This is a genomic window from Jiangella ureilytica, assembly GCF_004348545.1.
Lineage (GTDB): Bacteria > Actinomycetota > Actinomycetes > Jiangellales > Jiangellaceae > Jiangella > Jiangella ureilytica.
This window is the reverse complement of record NZ_SMKL01000081.1, coordinates 1-19,719: the sequence shown is the minus strand read 5'-3', so window position 1 is coordinate 19,719 and position 19,719 is coordinate 1. Positions and strand designations below refer to the sequence as shown.

Sequence of the window (19,719 nt, the reverse complement as noted above, 5' to 3'; positions counted from 1 at the left end):
GCCGCACGTCTTCCCCGCAGGTCCGCGGCTACGCTCGACGGGTGCCGCACACCTTCCGCGCCCCCGTCGACGCCGACCTGCCCACCCTGCTGGCGCTGAACAACGACCACGCGCTCGAGCTGTCAGAGCTGACGACCGAGGAGTTCCGCGAGCTGCTCAAGGTCGCCTGGCGCACCCGGGTCGCCGACGACCTCAGCGCCATGGTCATCGCGTTCGACCAGGACACCGCCCGCATCAGCCAGAACTTCGACTGGTTCAAGGCCCGCTATCCCCGCTTTGCCTACGTGGACCGGGTGGTCGTCGCTCCAAGCGCGCGCGGGCAGGGCCTCGCCCGGGCGCTCTACGAGGACGTCATCGCCGCCGCCCGTGCCGAGGGGCAGACGCTGCTGTGCGCCGAGGTCAACCTCGACCCGCCCAATCCGGCCTCCGACGCGCTGCACACCTCCATGGGGTTCGCGCCGGTCGGCTCCGCCGCGCTCGCCGGCCGGAACAAGTCGGTCCGGTACTACGTCCGTCCGCTCTGACCGGGGTCGTCGGCTTCGAGCGCCGAGGTGAGCTCGTCGACCAGCAGGGTGTCCTGACGGACGGCGCCGCCCTGGTACGCCGCCCGGCCGATCATGTGCGCGGCCACCGGGGCCGTCAGCAGCTGGAACATCGCGACCGCCAGCAGCATGCCGATGTCGGTCCAGTCGCGCAGCCGCAGCCCCACGCCGACCAGGACGAGCAGCAGCCCGAGGACCTGCGGCTTCGTGCCGGCGTGCATGCGGCTGAACAGGTCCGGGAACCGGACCAGGCCGATGGCGGCGATCAGCGAGAGCGTGCACCCCGCGAGCAGGCAGGCGGCGGACACCACGTCGGCGATGTTCACGTGTTTTCTCCCTTGTCGTCGTGGGCGGCGAACCGGGCGACGCTGACCGAGCCGACGAAGCCGACCAGCGAGAGCACGACGAGGATCGGCAGCGTCGTCGCGTGCCGGTTCAGCGCCGCCTCGAGCCCGAGGCCGGCGACGACGATGGCGATCAGCACGTCCATCGCGACGACCCGGTTCAGCATGGTCGGTCCGGTGGCCATCCGGGTCAGCACCAGGAAGGCGGCGACGCTCAGCATGGCCGCGCACACCCAGATCACGGCGATCACCGGCCCACCCCCTCGGACCGATACGCGGCCAGTTCCTCGTCAGATGCCAGCGCCCGCACGACCCGGCCCTCCTGCCGCAACGCCCGGCGCCTGGCCGCCTCGACGTCGGATTCGTCGCGGACGCCCAGGACGTGCAGGAACAGCGTCGACGTGGACCGGCGCGCCTCGACGACGAGGCTGCCGGGAACGAGCGACAACAGCTCGGCCGTGACCGTGAGGTAGAGGTCGGACCGGCTGCGCAGGTCGACCTGGATGACGGCGTTCAGCGGCCGGTGTCGGATCCGCAGCGCCTGCACCGCGACCTGCGCGCTGGCGACGACCAGATCGACGACGAACCAGCCGATCAGCACGGCCAGCCCGCGCACCCGCAGCCGGCCGGTGAAGACGATCGGTGGCAACGGGAACACCAGCGTGACGATCACGGCCACGACCAGCCCGGACAGCACGTTCGACACCGTCAGGCCGCCCCAGAGCAGCACCCAGACGACGGTCAGCCCGATCAGCATCGGCCATTGGACGCCGTTGTGCCGCTCGGGGACGTGCCCCGACGACTCGGACGAGTGCGGATCGACGGTCACGGCGCACCTCCCGGCAGGACGGCCTCGATGTACGGGGTGCGTTCGCGCAGGTCGGCGGCGGCACGGTCGGTGAGCCCGATCAGCGGCCCGGCGAACACCGTCAGCGCCACCCCGACCGTCAGCAGCGCTGCCGCCGGCCCGGCCATCCCGGCCCGCATGACGACGGCGGCCTTGCCCGTCAGCACCTGAGCGTCGGTGCGCCGCGGCTTGCGGTGCAGGTCCGTCCTCGGCCCGGCCGAGCCGTCGGGTTCGGTGGCCGGCGGCTGCCAGAACGCCCGGTTCCACGCCTTCGCCATGGCGTACAGCGTCAGCAGGCTCGTCACCACGCTCCCCGCCACCAGCACGTACGCCAGCCAGCCGCCGTCGTCCACCCCGGCCTGCATGAGCCCCAGCTTGCCGAGGAACCCGGAGAACGGCGGGATGCCGGCCAGGTTCATCGCCGGCACGAAGAACAGCAGCGCCAGCACGGGCGACAGCCGGGCCAGCCCGCCGAGCCGCTCCAGCGACGTGCTGCCGCCGCGCCGCTCGATCAGGCCGGCGACGAGGAACAGGTTGGTCTGGATGACGATGTGGTGGACGACGTAGTAGATCGCGCCGGACAGCCCGTCGTCAGTCGCCAGCGCGACCCCGAACACCATGTACCCGATGTGACTGACCAGCGTGAACGAGAGCATCCGCTTGAGGTCGTCCTGGGCGACGGCGCCGAGGATCCCGAGGACCATCGTCAGCAGCGCCGCCCACAGCAGCACGTCGCTCAGCTCGCTGTCCGGGAACAGCAGCGTCTGCGTCCGGATGATCGCGTACACGCCGACCTTGGTCAGCAGGCCGGCGAACACCGCCGTGACGGGCGCGGGCGCCGTCGGGTAGCTGTCCGGCAGCCAGGCCGACAGCGGGAACACGGCGGCCTTGATGGCGAACGCCGTCAGCAGCATGAGCTGCAGCAGCAGCGCCACGCCGTCGGGCAGGTCGTCCAGCCGCCCGGCCAGCTGCGCCATGCTGACGGTCCCGGTGGCGGCGTAGACCAGCGCCAGCGCCGTCAGGAACACGATCGACGACGCCAGGCTGACGACGACATAGGTGCTGCCGGCCCGGATCCGGTCGGCCGTGCCACCCAGTGTGAGCAGCACGTACGACGCCGCGAGCAGGATCTCGAACCCGACGTAGAGGTTGAACAGGTCGCCGGACAGGAACGCGTTCGCCACGCCCGCGACCAGGATGAGGAACGTCGGGTGGTAGATCGACAGCGGGGTGTCGGGCCCGTACTCCACCAGGCCCTGGCTCAGTGAGTACACCAGGACGCACAGCGCCACGAACACCGACACCAGCAGCATCAGCGCCGACAGCCGGTCGGCCACCAGCGAGATCCCGATGGGCGCGTGCCAGCCGCCGACGTGCGTCACCTGCGGCCCGTCGGCGTCGGCGCGCACCAGCAGGACGGCCGCGATGACGACCATGAGCGCCAGCACGACGACGCTGACGATCCGCTGCGCCCGCGCGGACCGGCCGAACGCGAGCGCCAGCCCGGCACCGAACAGCGGCAGCACCACGGGCAACGGGACGAGGGCCGAGGCGTTCATCGCTGCTCCCCCTCGGGCCCGACGGGGGCCGGCTCGCCGTCCGGGCCCGGCTGCACGACGGGCTGCAGGACGGAGGGCTCGTCCGCCCCCTCCTCGTCCATCGTGCCGCCGGCGCTGTCGTCGTAGCTGGACGACACCTCGTCCCGCTCGGCCCGGCGGCGGATGGAGGCGTCCTCGACGTCGTCCTGCACGTCGTCATTGCCGTTGAGCTGCCCGGCCCGGTAGGCCATGGCCAGCAGGAACGCCGTCACACCGAGGGTGATGACGATGGCGGTGAGCACCATGGCCTGCGGCAGCGGGTCGCTCATGTCGTCGACGTCATTGAGACCGACGATGGGCGCCCGCCCCGCCGGCCCTGAGGCCACCAGGAACAGCGCGTTGACGCCGTTGCCGATGAGGATGACGCCGACGAGCACGCGGGTCAGGCTGCGCTCGAGCAGCAGGTAGACGCCGGCGGCGAACAGCACGCCGACCACGGCGACAAGGACCAGGTTGGTGCTCATCGCACCCCCTCCGCGGTCTCGATGGACGACTCGGTCTCAGCCGGCTCGGCGGTGTCGCTGTCCTCGTCGTCGGACTGCTCGTCGATGCCGCCGCCGAGGCTGCGCAGCACGTCGAGCATCAGCCCGACGACCACCAGGTACACGCCGACGTCGAAGAACAGCGACGTCACGAAGTGCACGTGCCCGACCAGCGGCAGCTCGAAGTCGACGACGGCGCTCTGCAGCACGTCGCCGCCGAACAGCAGCGGCACCAGCCCGGTCCCCGTCGCCACGAACAGCCCGATGCCCAGCACCAGCCCGGCGTCGACGGGGGCCGCTTCGTCCAGCTCGTGCCGGCCGCCCGCGAGATAGCGCACCATCAGCGCCAGCCCGGCGACCAGCCCGCCGGCGAACCCGCCGCCCGGCGCGTTGTGCCCGACGAACAGCAGATAGACCGAGAACACGATGATGACGTGGAACGCCAGCCGGGTGACCACCTCGAACAGGATGGAGCGGTCCTCCGGCGCGACGGTGCGCCCGGCCCGCAGCCACAGGTTGCGGTGCGGGCGGTGGCCGTGCCGGGGCGGCGCGCTGGCGATCGCGTCGTCGGGCCGCCACCGCCCGTCGCGGCTGGTGATGAGGAAGATCAGGCTGGCCACGCCGGTGGCGGCGACGACCAGCACCGAGATCTCACCCATCGTGTCCCAGGCCCGGATGTCGACCAGCGTGACGTTGACGATGTTGTGCCCGCCGCCGTACGACACGGCCGGCTCGGCGAACCCCTCGGAGACCGGATCCGCCGTCCGGGCTCCCGACGCGGCCAGCGCCAGCCCGGCCATGACCACCCCCACCGCCGCGCCGAGCCCGAGCCGCCACCAGCGCGACGACGTCAGCGGCCGGTCGGAGAAGTAGGTGGGCAGCTGCCGCAGCACCAGCACGAACACCACCAGCGTCACGGTCTCGACCAGTACCTGCGTCAGCGCGAGATCCGGCGCCCCGTGCAGGATGAACAGCATGGCCATGCCGTAGCCGGTGCCGCCGGCCAGCACGACCGCCTTGAGCCGGCGCCGCGACCGCACTGCCAGCACCGCCGCCACGATCGTGATCGCCCCGACGACGGCCTGCCCGACGCTGTCCCACGCGCGCACGCTGACGCCGTCGCCGCCCCACAGCTGCCCGGCCACCAGCACGCCGCCCGGCACCGCCACCACCACCAGGAAGATCACCGCGAGGTAGCTGGGCAGCGAGCCGCGCTGGGTGGTGCCGGTGACCTCGACGGCGAGCCGGTCGACGCCGCGCATGATCGCCCGGTAGGCGCTCTCGGCGTCGGTCGGCGGCGCCAGGACGCCCTCCACCCGGTCGACGCCGTCGCGCCAGCGGAACAGCGCGATGCCCACGAGCACCGACGCGATCGACAGCAGCAGCGCCGTGTTGACGCCGTGCCAGAGCGCCAGCTCCGGTTCGTGCACGCCCTCGGGGAACAGGTCGGCGTAGGGCTCGAGCAGCGTGGTCTCGGCCGGGCCGAGGAACCCGAGCACCAGCCCCGCGGCGGCCAGCACGACCGGCGCGGCCACGAACCCCACCGACGGGAAGCGGCAGTCCGACGCCTCGAGCGGCTCGACACCCGGCTTCGTCGCGAACGCGCCCCACACGAACCGGATGCTGTAGGCCGCGGTCAGCGCGGAGCCCGCGGCCAGCCCGGCGACCAGCGCCCAGCCCGCGAACGCGCCCACGCCCGTCCCGTCGCCGGTCTCGGCGATGTCGACGACGGCGGCGTACGCGGTCTCCTTGGCGACGAACCCGGCCAGCGGCGGGATCGCGGCCATGGACGCCGCCGCGAGCACCGACGTCACCAGCAGCACCGGCAGCCGGCGGCCCAGCCCGGACAGCTCGCGCAGGTCGCGGGTGCCGGTCGCGCGGTCGATCAGGCCGACCACCAGGAACAGCGATGCCTTGAACAGCGCGTGCGCCACCAGCATGGCGACCCCGGCCAGCGCCGCCGACCGGGTGCCGGCACCGACCAGCACGATGAGGAAGCCGAGCTGGCTCACCGTGCCGTACGCGAGCAGCAGCTTGAGGTCGGTCTGCCGCAGCGCCCGCAGCCCGCCGAGCAGCATCGTCAGCACGCCCAGCGTCAGCAGCAGCGGCCGCCACGGCATCAGCCCCGCGAACGCCGGCGCGAGCAGCGCGACCAGGTAGACGCCGGCCTTCACCATGGCGGCGGCGTGCAGGTAGGCGCTGACGGGGGTGGGCGCGGCCATGGCGCCGGGCAGCCAGAAGTGGAAGGGGACCAGCGCCGACTTCGACACCGCTCCGACGAGCACGAGCACGACGGCGACGGTGACGGCGTCGCCGCTCGGCGGGTTCGCCTGCACCTCGGAGATGCGGTAGGTCCCGGCGGTCTGTCCGATGACGATGACGCCGACCAGCATGGCCAGCCCGCCGAACGTCGTCACCATGAGCGCCTGCAGGGCCGCCCGGCGGTTCGCTTTGCGCTCCGGGTTGTGCCCGATGAGCAGGTACGACAGGACCGTCGTCAGCTCCCAGAACACGTACAGCACCAGCAGGTCGTCGGCCAGGACCAGCCCGAGCATGGCCCCGGCGAACGCCGTCAGCAGCCCGGCGAACCGGGCCAGTCCGCCGTCGTCGCGCCGGAAGTAGGCCGCGCAGTAGGCCAGCACCAGCGCGCCCACGCCGGTGACCAGCAGCGTCATCACCCAAGTGAGGGTGGTGAGCCGGAACGACAGCTCCAGCCCCAGCTCGTCGACCCAGCGGATCCGCTGCTCGACGGGGTCACCATCATGCACGCGTCCGGTCATCGCCACGGCCCAGCCGAACCCGGCCGCGGGCACGGCGGCAAGCAGCAGCAACGCCGGGCGGCGCAGCCACGCCACCAGGGCCGGGGCCAGCGCCGCCGCGACGAAGTGCGCGGCGATCACAGCAAGCATCATGAGCGGCTCACACGGTCGGACACGGGAAACCCTTCGATGGTGCCGCCTGCGAAGGGTCGCAGGGGACCGTTCGTGCGGACGAGACGGGTCAGACGGCGCCGGGTTCGGGTGGCGCGCGCCCGTCGACCGTGCTGACCGGCGCCGACGCGGCCGGGTGCGCGTGGCCGTCAGGTACCCGATCGGACCGGGTGTCGTCGCCACCTGTGCTCACGGGTTCATCGACGACGGCGGCATCGTGCGTCGCGCCGTGGTCGCCCGGGTGGTCACCGGCATGGTCGCCCGCCGTCGGTGCGGCGTCGTCGTCGGGCGCGGGCGGCCGGGCGCCGTCGGCGGTGACGAGCTGAGCGCCGTCGGTGGCGGCGAGCTGGGCGCCGTCGTCGCGAGGCAGCGCGTTCGGCGTGATCTCCGCCGCCGGGTGGATGGCCGGGCCGGCACCGCGGACGGTGTCGCCGCCCGGCGTGACCATGGCCGCCGCGAGGACCATGAGGCCGGCCGCGATCAGGGCGGCGAGGAGGTTCCGGAGCAGGGCTCGGGGTGCTGCGACCATGACTCGACCTCCCCCGCTGCTCGTTCGTCGCCCTTACCCTACCGGGCCGCGATCACGTCCCCCTGTGGCCGAATGTGCACGTCACCGCCCCTACCTGGGCGTCGGGGGCGCTATTCCTGGCGAGCGGGTGAGGAATCTCCCAGCCGTCAGACGTCGATGCGGGCGCGGTCGAGCTCGGCGGCGCCGGCGATGATGAACTCCTTGCGCGGCGCGACGTCGTTGCCCATCAGCAGCTCGAAGACCGCCTCGGCCCGTTCGGCGTCCTCGGCCCTGATGCGCCGCAGCCGGCGGTGCCGGGGGTCCATGGTGGTCTCGGCCAGCTGCTCCGGGTCCATCTCGCCCAGGCCCTTGTAGCGCTGCGGCGTCTCTTTGACCCGGACCCCCTTGCGGGCGAGGTCGCGCAGGGTGCGGTCGAGGTCGGCGTCGGTGTACGTGTAGACGTACTTGTCCTGGCCCTTCTTGGGGTTGGACAGCTCGATGCGGTGCAGCGGCGGCATGGCGGCGAACAACCGGCCGGCCTCGACGTACGGCTTCATGTACCGGTAGAAGAGCGTGATGAGCAGCGTGCGGATGTGCGCGCCGTCGACGTCGGCGTCGGTCATGAGGATGACCCGGCCGTAGCGGGACTGGTCGATGTCGAACGTGCGGCCGCTGCCGGCGCCGAGCACCTGGATGATGGCGGCGCACTCGGCGTTCTTGAGCATGTCGGCGACGGACGCCTTCTGCACGTTGAGGATCTTGCCGCGGATGGGCAGCAGCGCCTGGTACTCCGCGTCGCGGGCGGACCGGCCGGTGCCGAGGGCGGAGTCGCCCTCGACGATGAACAGCTCGGATCTCTCGAGGCTGTTGGAGCGGCAGTCGACCAGCTTGGTCGGCAGCGAGCTGGTCTCGAGCGCGTTCTTGCGGCGCACGGTCTCTTTGTGCAGCCGCGCGGCCACCCGCGTCTTGGCCGCCGAGACGACCTTCTCGAGCAGCGCCGCCGCCTGCGCCTTGTGATCGCGCTTCGTCGACGTGAGCAGTGCCTTGAGCTCGCGCTCGACGATGGTGGAGGCGATGGAGCGGACCGCCGCGGTACCGAGGACCTCCTTGGTCTGGCCCTCGAACTGCGGCTCGTCGAGGCGGACGGTGACCACCGACGTCAGGCCCTCGAGGACGTCGTCCTTCTCGATCTTGTCGTTGCCGGCCTTGAGCCGCCGGGCGTTGACCTTCACCTGGTCGCGCAGCGCCTTGAGCAGGCCCTGCTCGAAGCCGGCGACGTGGGTGCCGCCCTTGGGCGTCGCGACGACGTTGACGAACGAGCGGCCCACGGTGTCGTAGCCGGTGTCCCAGCGCAGCGCGACGTCGACCTGGCAGACCCGCTCGGTGTCCTTGCTGACCAGCTGGCCGTCGTCGTCGAGGACCGGAACCGTCTCGCGGAAGGTCTGCTCGCCGGTGAGCCGGAGCACGTCGGTGACCGGCGCGCCGGGGCTGAGGAACTCGACGAACTCGCTGATGCCGCCGTCGTGCCGGAAGGTCTCTTCGACGATCTCCGCACCGCGCTCGTCGCGCACCACCAGCTGCAGGCCCGGCACGAGGTACGACGTCTGGCGGGCGCGGGAGATGAGGTCGTCCCACGAGTACGTGGCGTCGCGCAGGAAGATCTGCCGGTCGGCGTAGAAGCGGACGCGGGTGCCCGTGACCCGCTTGGCCACCCGGCCGGTGATGCGCAGCTCGGAGTGGTCGGTGAACGCCGTGAACGCCGCGGCCGGGCCGTCGCCGTCCCAGATGCCGGGCTCGCCGCGACGGAACGACATGGCGTGGGTGCGCCCATTGCGGTCGACCTCGACGTCGAGCCGCTCCGACAGCGCGTTGACCACACTGGCGCCAACACCGTGCAGGCCGCCGGTGGCCGCGTAGGAGCCGCCGCCGAACTTCCCGCCGGCGTGCAGCTTGGTGTAGACGACCTCGACGCCGGACAGGCCGGACTTGGCGTGGATGTCGACCGGGATGCCGCGGCCGTTGTCGCTGACCGAGGCCGAGCCATCGGCGTGCAGGACCACCTCGACGCGGTCGCAGAACTGGCCCAGCGCCTCGTCGACGGCGTTGTCGATGATCTCCCACAGGCAGTGCATGAGGCCGCGGGAGTCGGTGGAGCCGATGTACATGCCCGGCCGCTTGCGCACGGCTTCGAGGCCTTCCAGCACCGACAGGTGGCGGGCGGTGTAGTCGCCACCGGAGGTCAGGGCGTCGGCGCGCTCGGCGGTCACGGTTCGGTTCCTCCTAGCGGTGCTGGTCCTGCGCACATGCCCTGTCAGGGTAAGCCCTGAGGCCCACGGAACCGGCGCAGGCGCGCTGGGCGGCCTCGTCCGATCGTTCTTACGAGTCGATCAGGTGACCAGTGTCACAGCGAGCCGATTACGCGCAGAGCGAACCACCCCACGCTCGAGATGCGGGAAGGCCTGGGGGTGGTTACATGTTGGTACGGATGCACGACACCACCGGTTCCTTCGGTGGACCAACGATCAGGAAGGCAGGCGACGTGACTACTACGGCTCTCGCTACCAGCCCTCTCAAGGCCGCCGACCGTTGCGACAGCTGCGGCGCCCAGGCGTACATCCGCGTCGTCATCAAGGAGGGTGACCTCCTCTTCTGCGGTCACCACGGCCGCCGGCACGAGGCCAAGCTGCGCCCCGTCGCGCTCGAGTGGCACGACGAGACCGACCGCCTCGCGCCCCAGCCCACCACCGTCACCGACTGACCTCATCTCCCTCATAGTCGCCTGCGGCCGCCTCGTTCGCGAGGCGGCCCAGTACTGTCCGCCACCCGTCGGTGGTCTCGCCGCGCAGCGTCGCCGGCAGGCCACTGTGGCGCAGGGTCACGACGGTGCCGGCGCCGTCGGGTCGCAGCTCGACCTCGACGCGTGATCCTCCGGGCGGGATGTCCGGCACTTCTGGCGCCGGCTCCCAGCCGAAGGTGAACACCAGCCGCTCGTACGGCTCCAGTTCGACGAACTCCCCGCTCATCACCGGGTCCGGCCCGCCGTCCATCGCGACGCGCAGCGCGCCGCCGGGACGGGGATCGGCCTGCGCCCTCCCCCACCACCGCGCCAGCCTTGCCGGGTCGGTGAAGTAGGCCCACACGCGTTCCGGCGGGGCGTCGATGCGGATGGACTGCTCGATCTCTGTCACTCGTTCTCCACTGCTTCCTTGAGCCGGCGCAGCTGCGTCGACCACATGCGCTCGATGAACCCGGCCGCGTCGGCCAACCCCTGGGGGCGCAGCGCGTACATCCGGCGATTGCCGTCGCGGCGCACGTCGACCAGCCCGGCATCGGCGAGCACCCTGAGGTGCTGCGAGACCGCTGGGCGGCTCATCTGCGGGAACCGGTCCGCGAGCTGGCCGGCCGAGCGCTCGCCGTCGCGCACCAGCTCCATGATCGCCCGGCGGGTGGGGTCGGCGACCGCGCGCAGCGCCTCGTCCACGACCGTCTCCCTCCGACTCGCGCTAGAGTGTAAGAAGTTGCTTACATAGCCTAGCTCGCTCGGAGGCCCGCATGATGGAGGAACTGGACGCACTGGTCGGCGTGTGGAGGTCGGCCGGCGAGACGGTGGACGATCCCGTCGTGCACATCGAGGGCAGCGACGTCTACGAGTGGCTGCCCGGGCGGCACTTCCTCGTGCACCACGTCGACGTCTCCGTCGACGGGCGGCGCTATCAGGCGCTGGAGATGTTCGGGGCCGAAGCTGACGCCGTCGTCGCCCGGGCCTATGACAGCGACGGCGTCACCGGCACCATGACCGTGGGAACGCCGGAGCACGGGGTGGTGACGCTGACGGGGCCGGACACCCGGGCGCGGCTGGTCGTGGCCGGCGACGGCGCCAGCATGGCCGCGCGCTGGGACCGGCTGGACGACGGCGCGTGGCGGCACTGGATGGACATGCGGTTCACGCGGGAGTCCTCGACCCGCTCCCCCGCAGCAGCCAGGCCATGAGGATGCCGGCCAGCGCGCCGAACAGGTGGCCCTGCCACGAGATGCCCGGCTGGCCCGGCAGCACGCCGATGACGATGCCGCCGTACATCAGCACCACGATGACCGCGACGACGATGGCCAGCGCCCGGCGGCTGAACACGCCCCACGCGACGAGGAACGCGGCGTAGCCGTAGACCAGCCCGCTGGCGCCGATGTGGACGCTGTTGGGCGCGGCGGCCAGCCACGTCGCGAAGCCGCCGACCAGCGCCACGCCGATGGTGACCGGCCAGAACCTGCGTGTCGTCATGGCGATGAGGCAGCCCAGCACCAGGAAGGCGCCGGTGTTGGCGATGAGGTGGCCGAACCCGCCGTGCAGGAACGGCGCCGTGGCGATGCCGACCAGGCCCTCGGCGTCGTGCGGGCGGATGCCGTACTGGTCGAGGTCGACGCCCGGCACGGAGTCGACGATCTCTTCGGCCCACATGAGCAGCACGAGCACGAACACCGGCAGGGTCGCCATGATGGCCGGCGGCACGGATCGGCGGGGCGTGAGCTGACCCGAGGACGACATGGGGCCAGTGTATTCGCGGGCAGCCGGTATTTCGGTGGCCGTGGCGGCGGCGGCCGGGCTAGCGTCGCGCGCGTGATCAGCGTGCGGCAGGAGGCGCCCGACCGGTGGACCGCGCTGCGCTCCGACGGCGGCGCCGCGGGCCGGCTGCGGCTGCTGGTGCGACCCGACGACCGGCGGATCCTGCTCCTGCAGGGTGGTGCCGACGGGCCGCTGCTGGACACCGTCCTCGCGGCCGAGGGCGACGGCGACCTGTACGCCGAGGCCGGCGAGGACGACGGTGACCGGCTGTCGGCGCTGACCAGCCGCGACTTCACCGTCGCGCGACGCGAGCACCTCTATGCCGTCCCGACGACACCGCCGACGACGCCGCCGGGAACGGCGGCCGGGTGGCCGGACGGGTTCGCGGTGGTGTCTGCCGCCGACGCCGACATGGTGCGGCTCACCGCCCTCGACCGCGACCTGCGCCGCGACGTGCCCGGCACCGGTGAGTGGCGCACCGACCCGCGGACGTTCCGCCGCGAGACCTTCGGCGACCCGGAGTTCGACCCGTCGACGTACCTCGTCGCCGTCGACGGCGACACCGGCGGCTACGCGGGCCTGGTGCGGGTGTGGATCCGGGCCCGGCCGGCCCGCCCCCGGCTGGGGCTCATCGGCGTGCTGCCGGCGTACCGGCGGCGCGGCCTGGCTCGGGCGCTGGTGGCACGGGTGTTCGGCGTCCTGCGCGAGCGCGGCGAGGCCGAGGTGGTCTGCGAGGTCGACGAGACCAACGCCGGCTCGAACGCGTTGTTCGCCGGGTTCGGCGCCCGCCGCATCGGCGGCAGCGTCGAACTGGTGCGCCCGGCCCGGAACTCGCTGGCGCCGCCGGCCGCCGGGTGACCACGATGGCGGGCATGAGCACGCAACCCCAGCGATGGACCAAGTCGACCGTCTACGCCGACATGTGGGTCGATCCCGACGACGACCCGCGCGAGAGCGACGGCGTCAGCCCCGACGGCGAGCTGCCGACCCTGCAGGACTACCTGAAGAGCTACCGGCTGACGCTGCTGATGAAGTGCGACGGCCTCGACGCCGAGCAGCTGGCGACCCGCTCGGTGCCGCCGTCGACGATGTCGCTGCTCGGGCTGCTGCGCCACCTCGCCGAGGTCGAGCGCGACTGGCGCGGCTGGGTCGCCGAGCCGGTGCCGAAGCTGTACGGCCCGCGCGACGCCGACTTCGACGGGGCGGTGGCCGACCCGGCCGTGGTCGACGCCGCCTACGCCGCTCTCGCCCGCGAGCAGGCCGAGACCGACGCACTGCTGGCTCGGTTCCCGGACCTCGGTGAGCGGGTGGGCTCGCAGGGCATCGCCATCCGCGAGCTGTGGGTGCACCGCGTCGAGGAGTACGCCCGGCACTGCGGACACGCCGACCTGCTGCGCGAGTGCATCGACGGCCGGGTCGGCCAGTAGCGCTAGAACGGGAGGGCCGTGCCGACGGCGTCGGCCGCGCCGTGGCCGTCGTGCCAGGTGCAGCCGAGGCCGACGGCGCCGACCCGGCCGGTGTCGAGGACGCGCCGGACCGCCTGGCCGACCTCGCTCGCCGACGGGCCACCGGGGACGGGGAACAGCAGGCCCGGCAGCTCGTCGCCGTCGACCACGTCGAGGTCGAGGTGCAGGTAGACCGGGCCGCTGCCGGGGAGCGCGGCGGCGTCGAGCTCGGCGGCGAAGACCTGCCGGATCTCCGACGCGGCCAGGTAGTCGCGCTCCGGCGGGTCCAGATCACGTCCGTCGACGAGGACGATGCGGTCCTCGGCGACCGGCCGCAGCCCGAGCCCTTCGGCGACCAGCTCCGGCCGGTAGCCGGCCAGCATCCGCAGCGGCATCCCGCCGAGATACCCCGACGTCGTGGTCTCGAGCGTCTGCACGTCCCCGTGGGCGTCGAACCAGACGACGGACACGGAGCCGTCGCCGTCGCCGTCGCTCCGAGTGCCCGCTCGCGCTCGCTGGAGCCCCGCGACCACGGCCTGCGAGACCATGCAGTCACCGGACATCACCAGCGGCACCCCACCGTCCTGGATGTCCGCCGCGACCGCGTCGGCGACGTCGGCGTACAACGGCGCGAGCCGTGCCCACACGTCGTCGCCGCCGAGGTCGCGCGTGATCGTCACGGCCGGCTCGTACGGCACGTCGAGGCCGGGCCGGTACTCGTCGAGGTGGTAGGGCACGAGGATGCGGGTCATCGCCCGATTCTCCCACCGATGCGAAACGGCCCCGCCCCCGGAGTCGACCGGGAGACGGGGCCGTCGAACGCTGGACGTGCCGCTCAGTCCAGGTAGTCGCGCAGCACCTGGGACCGGGACGGGTGGCGCAGCTTGGACATGGTCTTGGACTCGATCTGGCGGATCCGCTCGCGGGTGACCCCGTAGACCTTGCCGATCTCGTCCAGCGTCTTCGGCTGGCCGTCAGTCAGGCCGAACCGCATGGACACCACGCCGGCCTCGCGCTCGGAGAGCGTGTCGAGGACCGCGTGCAGCTGCTCCTGCAGGAGCGTGAACGAGACCGCCTCGGCCGGGACGATGGCCTCGGAGTCCTCGATGAGGTCGCCGAACTCGCTGTCGCCGTCCTCGCCGAGCGGGGTGTGCAGCGAGATGGGCTCGCGGCCGTACTTCTGGACCTCGACGACCTTCTCGGGCGTCATGTCCAGCTCGGTGGCCAGCTCTTCCGGGGTGGGCTCGCGGCCGAGGTCCTGCAGCATCTGCCGCTGAACCCGGGCCAGCTTGTTGATGACCTCGACCATGTGCACCGGGATGCGGATGGTGCGGGCCTGGTCGGCCATGGCGCGGGTGATGGCCTGCCGGATCCACCAGGTGGCGTAGGTGGAGAACTTGAAGCCCTTGGTGTAGTCGAACTTCTCGACGGCGCGGATGAGGCCGAGGTTGCCCTCTTGGATGAGGTCGAGGAAGAGCATGCCGCGGCCGGTGTAGCGCTTGGCCAGCGAGACGACGAGGCGGAGGTTGGCCTCGAGCAGGTGGTTCTTGGCCCGGCGGCCGTCCTCGGCGATCCACAGCAGCTCGTTCTGGAGCTTGGCCGGCATGGAGTCGCTCTGCTCGCTCAGCTTCTCCTCGGCGAAGAGACCGGCCTCGATGCGCTTGGCCAGCTCGACCTCCTCGCCGGCGTTCAGCAGCGGGACCTTGCCGATCTGCTTGAGGTAGTCCTTGACCGGGTCGGCGGTGGCACCGGCGACGGCGACCTGCTGCTCGGGCTCGTCGGTGTCGTCGTCCTCGGAGAGGATGAAGCCCTCGTCCTCGATCTTGGCTTCCTCGGCGGCGAGATCGCCGATGTCGGGCTCGCCGTCGGCACCGACGGCGCCGGCTTCCTTGGCCGGTGCCGCCTCGGCCGTCTTGGCGGTCTTCCTGCGACCACGGGCCTTCGGTGCCACCTCGGCAGGCTGCTCGGCCACACCGTTCTCGGCCGCCTCGTGGACGTCGGCCTTCGCCTTCTTCACCGCCGTTTTCACAGATCCCTCGCCCTTCTTGGCCGCCGGCTCGGTCTTCTTGGCTGCCGCGGTCGCCACCGCGGTGGAGCGGGTGGACGTCGCGGCGGCAACACGCTTGCGCGGACTGCGCGAATCCGCTGCCGCTACCTCGACGGTAATACCGGTCGACTTCAAATGCTCGACAACGATCCGGCTCTCTTTCATCGCCAGGTTGGCCGCACCGCACGCGACCCGGACGTCCTCGGCGGTGACCGAGCCCGAATTCCGTCCCTGAGTCACGAGCGCCTGGACCGGCGGCAGCTCCAGGATCCGGGAGTGCTTGGTGCTGGACGAGCTCGACGACACGAACGACCTCTCGATGTCTTGGTCAGGGGCAGAGCGGCGCGCAAAGCGGCGACGGCAACACATTATTGAAGCACAGGGGATGGGTACCGTTCATCCCGAAACCGCGCCGGGCGCCGAGGATTCTCATCGCCCGGCCCACCGTAGCGCGAGAACCGTCTGGTCGTCGGCGGCGCCGTCGATCTGCATGCGCCGGACGACGGCGTCGAGCAGCTGCTCGAGCGGGACCCCGCGCTGCTCCTCGAGACAGCGCAGCAACTGGGCGAAACCCTCTTCGAGCGACCGGGTGCGGCTCTCGATGAGTCCGTCGGTGAACGCGATGAGCACGTCGCCGGGCCAGAGCCGCACCGACTGCGTCGACCGCGGCTCGGTGACGCCGATGGGCGTGGTGCCCGCGCCGGCGTCGACCAGCTCGACGGCGCCGACCTCGGGAATGCGGATGAGGGGCAGGTGACCGGCGTCGCCGACCCGCACAATCCCGCTGACGGGGTCGACCAGCGCGTAGACGACGGTGACCATCTCGACGGCGTCGTCGCGCTCGACCAGGCGGTCGAGCCCGCCGAGCACCGACGCGGGATCGGGGTCGGTGAGCGCCAGTGCCCGCAGCGCCGCCCGCATCTCGCCCATGGCGCTGGCCGCCGTGACGCCGTGGCCCATGACGTCACCGACCACCAGGGCCAGCTCGCCGTCGGGCATGACCAGCGCGTCGTACCAGTCGCCGCCGACGGAGTGCTCGCCGACATCGGTCCGCGACCGCGCCGCGAGCTCCACCCCGGCCACCGTCGGCAGCCGCCGTGGCAGCAGCCCCTTGCTGAGCGACGCCGCCGCCGTCCGCTCCCGCTCGAACAGCCGGGCCCGCGCGAACGCCAGCGAGCCCTGCTGGGCCACGGCCCGCAGGAACCGGCACTGGTCGGAGTCGAACTCCTGCTCCGAGGCGAAGGAGAACCGGACGGCGCCGACGCAACCGTCCTCGCCGGCCAGCGGCAACACCGCCCAGGCGCGCTCGTCGGTGTGGTCGAGGAAGTCGCCGAAGGCGGGGTCGCCGGGCGCGGCGGCCCGGGCGCGGTCGCGGCTGCCGAGGAACATCGGCCAGCCGCTGCGCAGCACCTCGTCGGTGGGTGTGACGGCGTTGTGCGGCCAGACGGGGACCGGCTCGCCGTCGGCGACCCCCGTGGTGACGGGGTACGGCCGCCCGTTGGGGCCGATGAGCGTGACGGCGGTGCGGTAGGCCTGCACGTTGCGCCGGCCGATGGCGGCGACGCCGTCGGCGACCTCGCGCACCGTGACCGCCCGCGACAGCACGTCGGACACCTCGAGCAGGCGCGCGTTGCGGGCCCGGCTGCGCCGCAGCGAGGAGATGGCGCGCTGGTGCGAGGTGTCGTCGACGACGAACATGGCGACCTCGCGGCCGCGGCCCTCGTCGACCAGATACCAGGACGAGTGCAGGTGGTAGGTGTCGGTGCGCCCCGAGACGGCGGGCTCCTCGGACTCGACCGACTCGCCGGTGCGCAGGACGCGCTCGATCATCTCGTCGGTGTGCGCGGCCAGCTCGGGCGGCAGCACCTCGGCGGGCGTGCGGCCGAGGTGGTCGGCGATGCCCTTGCCGGAGCGCTCCGCGAGGGCGGCGTTGATGGCGAGATACCGGTGTTGCTCGTCGAAGACGGCGAACCCCACGGGGGCGTCGACGCCGGCCAGCGCACCGAGCAGGCGCTGGGCGTCAGCCGGGCGCATCGGAGCTAAGCCTTCGCCGCACGCTTGATCTCACGCTTCGTGGCCCGGACCTGGGCCAGGGTGTCGGCATCGACGACGTCGGCCACCGACCGGGTGGCGCCCTCGGCGCCGTAGTCGCCGGCGGCCTCGCGCCAGCCCTCGGGCCGCACGCCGATCTGCTTGCCCAGCAGCGCCACCATGATCTTCGCCTTCTGCTCGCCGAACCCGGGCAGCGCCTTGAGCCGCTCGAGCAGCTCGGCGCCGGTGGCGGCATCGGCCCAGATGTTCGCCGCGTCGTTGCCGTAGTGCTCCGCGACGTACGCGGCGACCTTCTGCACCCGTGCGGCCATGGACCCCGGGAACCGGTGCACGGCCGGGGTGCGCGAGAAGATCTCGGCGAACGCCTCGGGGTCGTGCGCGGCGACGACCGCGGGGTCGAGGTGGTCGGCGCCCATGCGCTCGGCGATGACGGCCGGACCCGAGAACGCCTTCTCCATGGGCACCTGCTGGTCCAGGAGCATGCCCGTGAGCAGCGAGAACGGATCTCGTGCCAGGAGCGCGTCGGCCGCGGGGTCGCCGGCCAGGTACAGCGTCGTCACGTTCAGGGGAACCCTTCTCAGTCCACGTCCTCGGCCTTGACGGCCAGGACAGGGCACGGTGCATCCAACAGAATACGCTGGGCGTTGCTTCCCAAGATCAACTTACCGACCGGGCTCCGGCGGCGCAGGCCGATGACGATGAAGTCGGCCGCATGCTCCTCGGCCACCGCGATGATGTCCTCGGCGACGTCCATGCCCCGCACCAGCTGGCGCACCTCGGCCTCGATGCCGGCGTCCTTCAACTGCTGGCTGACGGTGGCGAGCTCGGCGTCGGCGCGGACGGCGTCGTCGTCGTCGAAGTCGCGGCCGCCCCGGGCGGAGTTGACGACGACGAGCCGGGCACCTCGCAGCCGCGCCTCCTCGGCCGCCCGGCGGAGTGCGGCGCGGCCCTCGGCCTTGGGGACGTAGCCCACCACGATCGCGGTCATCGGAACCTTCTCTCACTCCGGCGTGAACTCCGGTCGCGGCGCAACCGTACCGCAGGCCAAGCACACTGGGTGTCGGCGCGGCGTGGCACGATCGGGACATGCGCGTCCTCCATCTCGACCTGGACGCCTTCTTCGCCTCGGTCGAGCAGCGCGACAAGCCGTCGCTGCGCGGAAAACCGGTCATCGTCGGCGGTCTCGGGCCGCGCGGCGTGGTGTCGACGGCGTCCTACGAGGCGCGCGTCTTCGGCGTCCGGTCGGCCATGTCCATGAGCGAGGCACGCTCGCGCTGCCCCAACGCCGCCTACCTCTCCGGCCGGTACGCCGTCTACCAGTCGGTCAGCTCCGTCGTCATGGCGGCGTTGCGGGCGGTGTCGCCCGTCGTCGAGCCGCTCTCGCTCGACGAGGCGTTCGTCGACCTCGCCGGGAGCGCTGAGGGGGTGCCGACGACGGTGTCGGCCGCCCGCTCCGTGGGCGCCCGGCTGCGATCGGCCATCGTCGAGACCACCGGCGTGACGGCGTCCGTCGGCGTCGCGGGGTCCAAGCTCATGGCGAAGATCGCCTCCGAGCAGGCCAAGCCCGACGGCCTGGTGGTCGTCTCGCCGGGCACCGAGGTGGACCTCCTGCACCCGCTGCCGGTGCGCGCCCTGCCCGGTGTCGGCCCGGCGACGGCGGCCCGGCTCATGCGGTTCGGCGTCAAGACGGTCGGCGACCTCGCCCGCATCACCGAGCCCGACCTCGTCGACCTCCTCGGCGACTCCCACGGCCGCTCGCTGCACCGGCTGTCGCGGGCCGAGGACGCACGGGCGGTCAACGCCGAGCGCGAGTCCAAGTCCGTGAGCGTCGAGGACACCTTCGACCGCGACCTCACCGACCCCGCGCTGCTGGCCGCCATCGTGGCGCGGCTGGCCGAGAAGGTGGCCGGTCGGCTGGTCAAGGCCGCGCTGTCCGGGCGGACCATCACGCTGAAGACCCGCCTGCACGACTTCACGACGCTGTCGCGTTCGGCCACGCTGCCCGCCCCCACCGACGACGTCCGGGTGATCGCGCGGCTGGCGACCAGGCTGCTGGCCGACCTCGACACGGCCAGCGGCGTCCGGCTGCTCGGGGTCGGCGTGTCGGGGCTCTCCGACTGGGTGCAGGACGACCTCTTCGTCACCGAGCGGCCCGAACCGGCCGACGAGCCCGCCGAGGTCGTCGACGACGTGCTGCACGAGCGGCGCGGCTGGTACCCCGGCATGGACGTCGAGCACGCCGAGCACGGCCCCGGCTGGGTGTGGGGGTCCGGACGGGGCCGCGTGACGGTCCGCTTCGAGACGGCGACCACCCCGCCCGGCCCGGTCCGCACCTTCGCCGCCGACGCCCCCGACCTCTCGCCCGC

General features: G+C 72.3%; 22 protein-coding genes. 6 read left to right on the top strand and 16 right to left on the bottom strand.

The features are described 5' to 3' along the window. The first annotated feature begins 41 nt into the window (after window positions 1-41). The gene (locus E1212_RS25155) at window positions 42-524 is read left to right on the top strand and encodes a GNAT family N-acetyltransferase (RefSeq protein WP_131987595.1); all 483 of its coding nucleotides are present in this window, start codon (window positions 42-44) and stop codon (window positions 522-524) included. Here the strand turns inward: E1212_RS25155 and mnhG are convergent. The 8 genes from mnhG to E1212_RS25115 form a co-directional block, all read right to left on the bottom strand. After that, a complete protein-coding gene (gene mnhG / locus E1212_RS25150) occupies window positions 506-868 on the bottom strand; it encodes a monovalent cation/H(+) antiporter subunit G (protein WP_131987593.1) in 363 nt (120 codons plus the stop codon). The two genes, E1212_RS25155 and mnhG, sit on opposite strands and share 19 nt — an antisense overlap. Beyond that, complete coding sequence (locus E1212_RS25145; protein WP_238992479.1) at window positions 865-1,137, bottom strand: MrpF/PhaF family protein; 273 nt, start codon at window positions 1,135-1,137, stop codon at window positions 865-867. The genes mnhG and E1212_RS25145 overlap by 4 nt, the downstream gene beginning before the upstream one ends. Then, window positions 1,134-1,715, bottom strand: a complete 582-nt coding sequence (locus E1212_RS25140) for a Na+/H+ antiporter subunit E (protein WP_203417191.1) — start codon at window positions 1,713-1,715, stop codon at window positions 1,134-1,136. The genes E1212_RS25145 and E1212_RS25140 overlap by 4 nt, the downstream gene beginning before the upstream one ends. Continuing rightward, window positions 1,712-3,292, bottom strand: a complete 1,581-nt coding sequence (locus E1212_RS25135; RefSeq protein ID WP_131987591.1) for a Na+/H+ antiporter subunit D — start codon at window positions 3,290-3,292, stop codon at window positions 1,712-1,714. Before E1212_RS25135 ends, E1212_RS25140 begins: the two co-directional genes overlap by 4 nt. Continuing rightward, a complete protein-coding gene (locus E1212_RS25130) occupies window positions 3,289-3,795 on the bottom strand; it encodes a Na(+)/H(+) antiporter subunit C (RefSeq protein ID WP_131987589.1) in 507 nt (168 codons plus the stop codon). Before E1212_RS25130 ends, E1212_RS25135 begins: the two co-directional genes overlap by 4 nt. Further along, a complete protein-coding gene (locus E1212_RS25125; RefSeq protein WP_131987611.1) occupies window positions 3,792-6,722 on the bottom strand; it encodes a Na+/H+ antiporter subunit A in 2,931 nt (976 codons plus the stop codon). Before E1212_RS25125 ends, E1212_RS25130 begins: the two co-directional genes overlap by 4 nt. A 91-nt stretch (window positions 6,723-6,813) precedes the next feature. Then, on the bottom strand, window positions 6,814-7,272 hold the full coding sequence (locus E1212_RS25120) for a hypothetical protein (protein WP_131987587.1): 459 nt from the start codon (window positions 7,270-7,272) through the stop codon (window positions 6,814-6,816). Between the two features lie 146 nt (window positions 7,273-7,418). Beyond that, complete coding sequence (locus E1212_RS25115) at window positions 7,419-9,518, bottom strand: DNA gyrase/topoisomerase IV subunit B (RefSeq protein ID WP_131987585.1); 2,100 nt, start codon at window positions 9,516-9,518, stop codon at window positions 7,419-7,421. Window positions 9,519-9,736: 218 nt separating this feature from the next. Here E1212_RS25115 and E1212_RS25110 point away from each other — a divergent pair, with 218 nt between their 5' ends. Beyond that, a complete protein-coding gene (locus E1212_RS25110; protein WP_131987583.1) occupies window positions 9,737-10,009 on the top strand; it encodes a DUF7455 domain-containing protein in 273 nt (90 codons plus the stop codon). On the opposite strand, the gene E1212_RS25105 is transcribed toward E1212_RS25110, so the two are convergent. Both E1212_RS25105 and E1212_RS25100 read right to left on the bottom strand, forming a co-directional pair. Beyond that, entirely contained in the window at window positions 9,999-10,439 is a 441-nt protein-coding gene (locus E1212_RS25105) for an SRPBCC family protein (protein WP_162605622.1), read from the bottom strand. The genes E1212_RS25110 and E1212_RS25105 overlap by 11 nt on opposite strands. Then, window positions 10,436-10,732 (bottom strand): ArsR/SmtB family transcription factor, encoded by a 297-nt coding sequence (locus E1212_RS25100; protein WP_131987579.1) that lies wholly within the window; start codon window positions 10,730-10,732, stop codon window positions 10,436-10,438. The genes E1212_RS25105 and E1212_RS25100 overlap by 4 nt, the downstream gene beginning before the upstream one ends. 71 nt (window positions 10,733-10,803) lie before the next feature. Here E1212_RS25100 and E1212_RS25095 point away from each other — a divergent pair, with 71 nt between their 5' ends. After that, window positions 10,804-11,241: a hypothetical protein gene (locus tag E1212_RS25095; protein ID WP_131987577.1), complete on the top strand. Its 438-nt coding sequence runs from the start codon at window positions 10,804-10,806 to the stop codon at window positions 11,239-11,241. On the opposite strand, the gene E1212_RS25090 is transcribed toward E1212_RS25095, so the two are convergent. Continuing rightward, window positions 11,195-11,791 (bottom strand): rhomboid family intramembrane serine protease, encoded by a 597-nt coding sequence (locus E1212_RS25090; RefSeq protein ID WP_131987575.1) that lies wholly within the window; start codon window positions 11,789-11,791, stop codon window positions 11,195-11,197. The genes E1212_RS25095 and E1212_RS25090 overlap by 47 nt on opposite strands. A 72-nt stretch (window positions 11,792-11,863) precedes the next feature. Here E1212_RS25090 and E1212_RS25085 point away from each other — a divergent pair, with 72 nt between their 5' ends. Further along, on the top strand, window positions 11,864-12,667 hold the full coding sequence (locus E1212_RS25085) for a GNAT family N-acetyltransferase (RefSeq protein ID WP_131987573.1): 804 nt from the start codon (window positions 11,864-11,866) through the stop codon (window positions 12,665-12,667). Between the two features lie 5 nt (window positions 12,668-12,672). After that, window positions 12,673-13,236: a DinB family protein gene (locus E1212_RS25080; protein WP_131987571.1), complete on the top strand. Its 564-nt coding sequence runs from the start codon at window positions 12,673-12,675 to the stop codon at window positions 13,234-13,236. Window positions 13,237-13,238: 2 nt separating this feature from the next. On the opposite strand, the gene E1212_RS25075 is transcribed toward E1212_RS25080, so the two are convergent. The 5 genes from E1212_RS25075 to E1212_RS25055 all read right to left on the bottom strand — a co-directional run bounded on the left by E1212_RS25075 (window position 13,239) and on the right by E1212_RS25055 (window position 18,341). After that, the gene (locus E1212_RS25075) at window positions 13,239-14,006 is read right to left on the bottom strand and encodes an arginase family protein (RefSeq protein ID WP_131987569.1); all 768 of its coding nucleotides are present in this window, start codon (window positions 14,004-14,006) and stop codon (window positions 13,239-13,241) included. A gap of 83 nt (window positions 14,007-14,089) precedes the next feature. After that, on the bottom strand, window positions 14,090-15,607 hold the full coding sequence (locus E1212_RS25070; protein WP_420814428.1) for an RNA polymerase sigma factor: 1,518 nt from the start codon (window positions 15,605-15,607) through the stop codon (window positions 14,090-14,092). Between the two features lie 123 nt (window positions 15,608-15,730). Next, complete coding sequence (locus tag E1212_RS25065; protein ID WP_131987565.1) at window positions 15,731-17,335, bottom strand: SpoIIE family protein phosphatase; 1,605 nt, start codon at window positions 17,333-17,335, stop codon at window positions 15,731-15,733. A 5-nt stretch (window positions 17,336-17,340) separates the two neighbouring features. Then, window positions 17,341-17,913 (bottom strand): HhH-GPD-type base excision DNA repair protein, encoded by a 573-nt coding sequence (locus E1212_RS25060; RefSeq protein WP_131987563.1) that lies wholly within the window; start codon window positions 17,911-17,913, stop codon window positions 17,341-17,343. 17 nt (window positions 17,914-17,930) lie between these two features. Beyond that, window positions 17,931-18,341 (bottom strand): universal stress protein, encoded by a 411-nt coding sequence (locus E1212_RS25055; protein ID WP_131987561.1) that lies wholly within the window; start codon window positions 18,339-18,341, stop codon window positions 17,931-17,933. A 98-nt stretch (window positions 18,342-18,439) separates the two neighbouring features. On the opposite strand from E1212_RS25055, the gene E1212_RS25050 reads away from it, so the two are divergent. Then, a partial coding sequence (locus E1212_RS25050; RefSeq protein WP_131987559.1) for a DNA polymerase IV occupies window positions 18,440-19,719 on the top strand: 1,280 nt, incomplete at its 3' end.

What these genes read in the sequence shown, in the direction of transcription:
- E1212_RS25135 (WP_131987591.1), bottom strand. Translation starts at nt 3,292, where the DNA reads ATGAACGCCTCGGCCCTCGTCCCGTTGCCCGTGGTGCTGCCGCTGTTC.
- E1212_RS25130 (WP_131987589.1), bottom strand. Translation starts at nt 3,795, where the DNA reads ATGAGCACCAACCTGGTCCTTGTCGCCGTGGTCGGCGTGCTGTTCGCC.
- E1212_RS25125 (WP_131987611.1), bottom strand. Translation starts at nt 6,722, where the DNA reads ATGCTTGCTGTGATCGCCGCGCACTTCGTCGCGGCGGCGCTGGCCCCG.
- E1212_RS25120 (WP_131987587.1), bottom strand. Translation starts at nt 7,272, where the DNA reads ATGGTCGCAGCACCCCGAGCCCTGCTCCGGAACCTCCTCGCCGCCCTG.
- E1212_RS25110 (WP_131987583.1), top strand. Translation starts at nt 9,737, where the DNA reads ATGCACGACACCACCGGTTCCTTCGGTGGACCAACGATCAGGAAGGCA.
- E1212_RS25095 (WP_131987577.1), top strand. Translation starts at nt 10,804, where the DNA reads ATGATGGAGGAACTGGACGCACTGGTCGGCGTGTGGAGGTCGGCCGGC.
- E1212_RS25090 (WP_131987575.1), bottom strand. Translation starts at nt 11,791, where the DNA reads ATGTCGTCCTCGGGTCAGCTCACGCCCCGCCGATCCGTGCCGCCGGCC.
- E1212_RS25080 (WP_131987571.1), top strand. Translation starts at nt 12,673, where the DNA reads ATGGCGGGCATGAGCACGCAACCCCAGCGATGGACCAAGTCGACCGTC.
- E1212_RS25075 (WP_131987569.1), bottom strand. Translation starts at nt 14,006, where the DNA reads ATGACCCGCATCCTCGTGCCCTACCACCTCGACGAGTACCGGCCCGGC.
- E1212_RS25065 (WP_131987565.1), bottom strand. Translation starts at nt 17,335, where the DNA reads ATGCGCCCGGCTGACGCCCAGCGCCTGCTCGGTGCGCTGGCCGGCGTC.
- E1212_RS25055 (WP_131987561.1), bottom strand. Translation starts at nt 18,341, where the DNA reads ATGACCGCGATCGTGGTGGGCTACGTCCCCAAGGCCGAGGGCCGCGCC.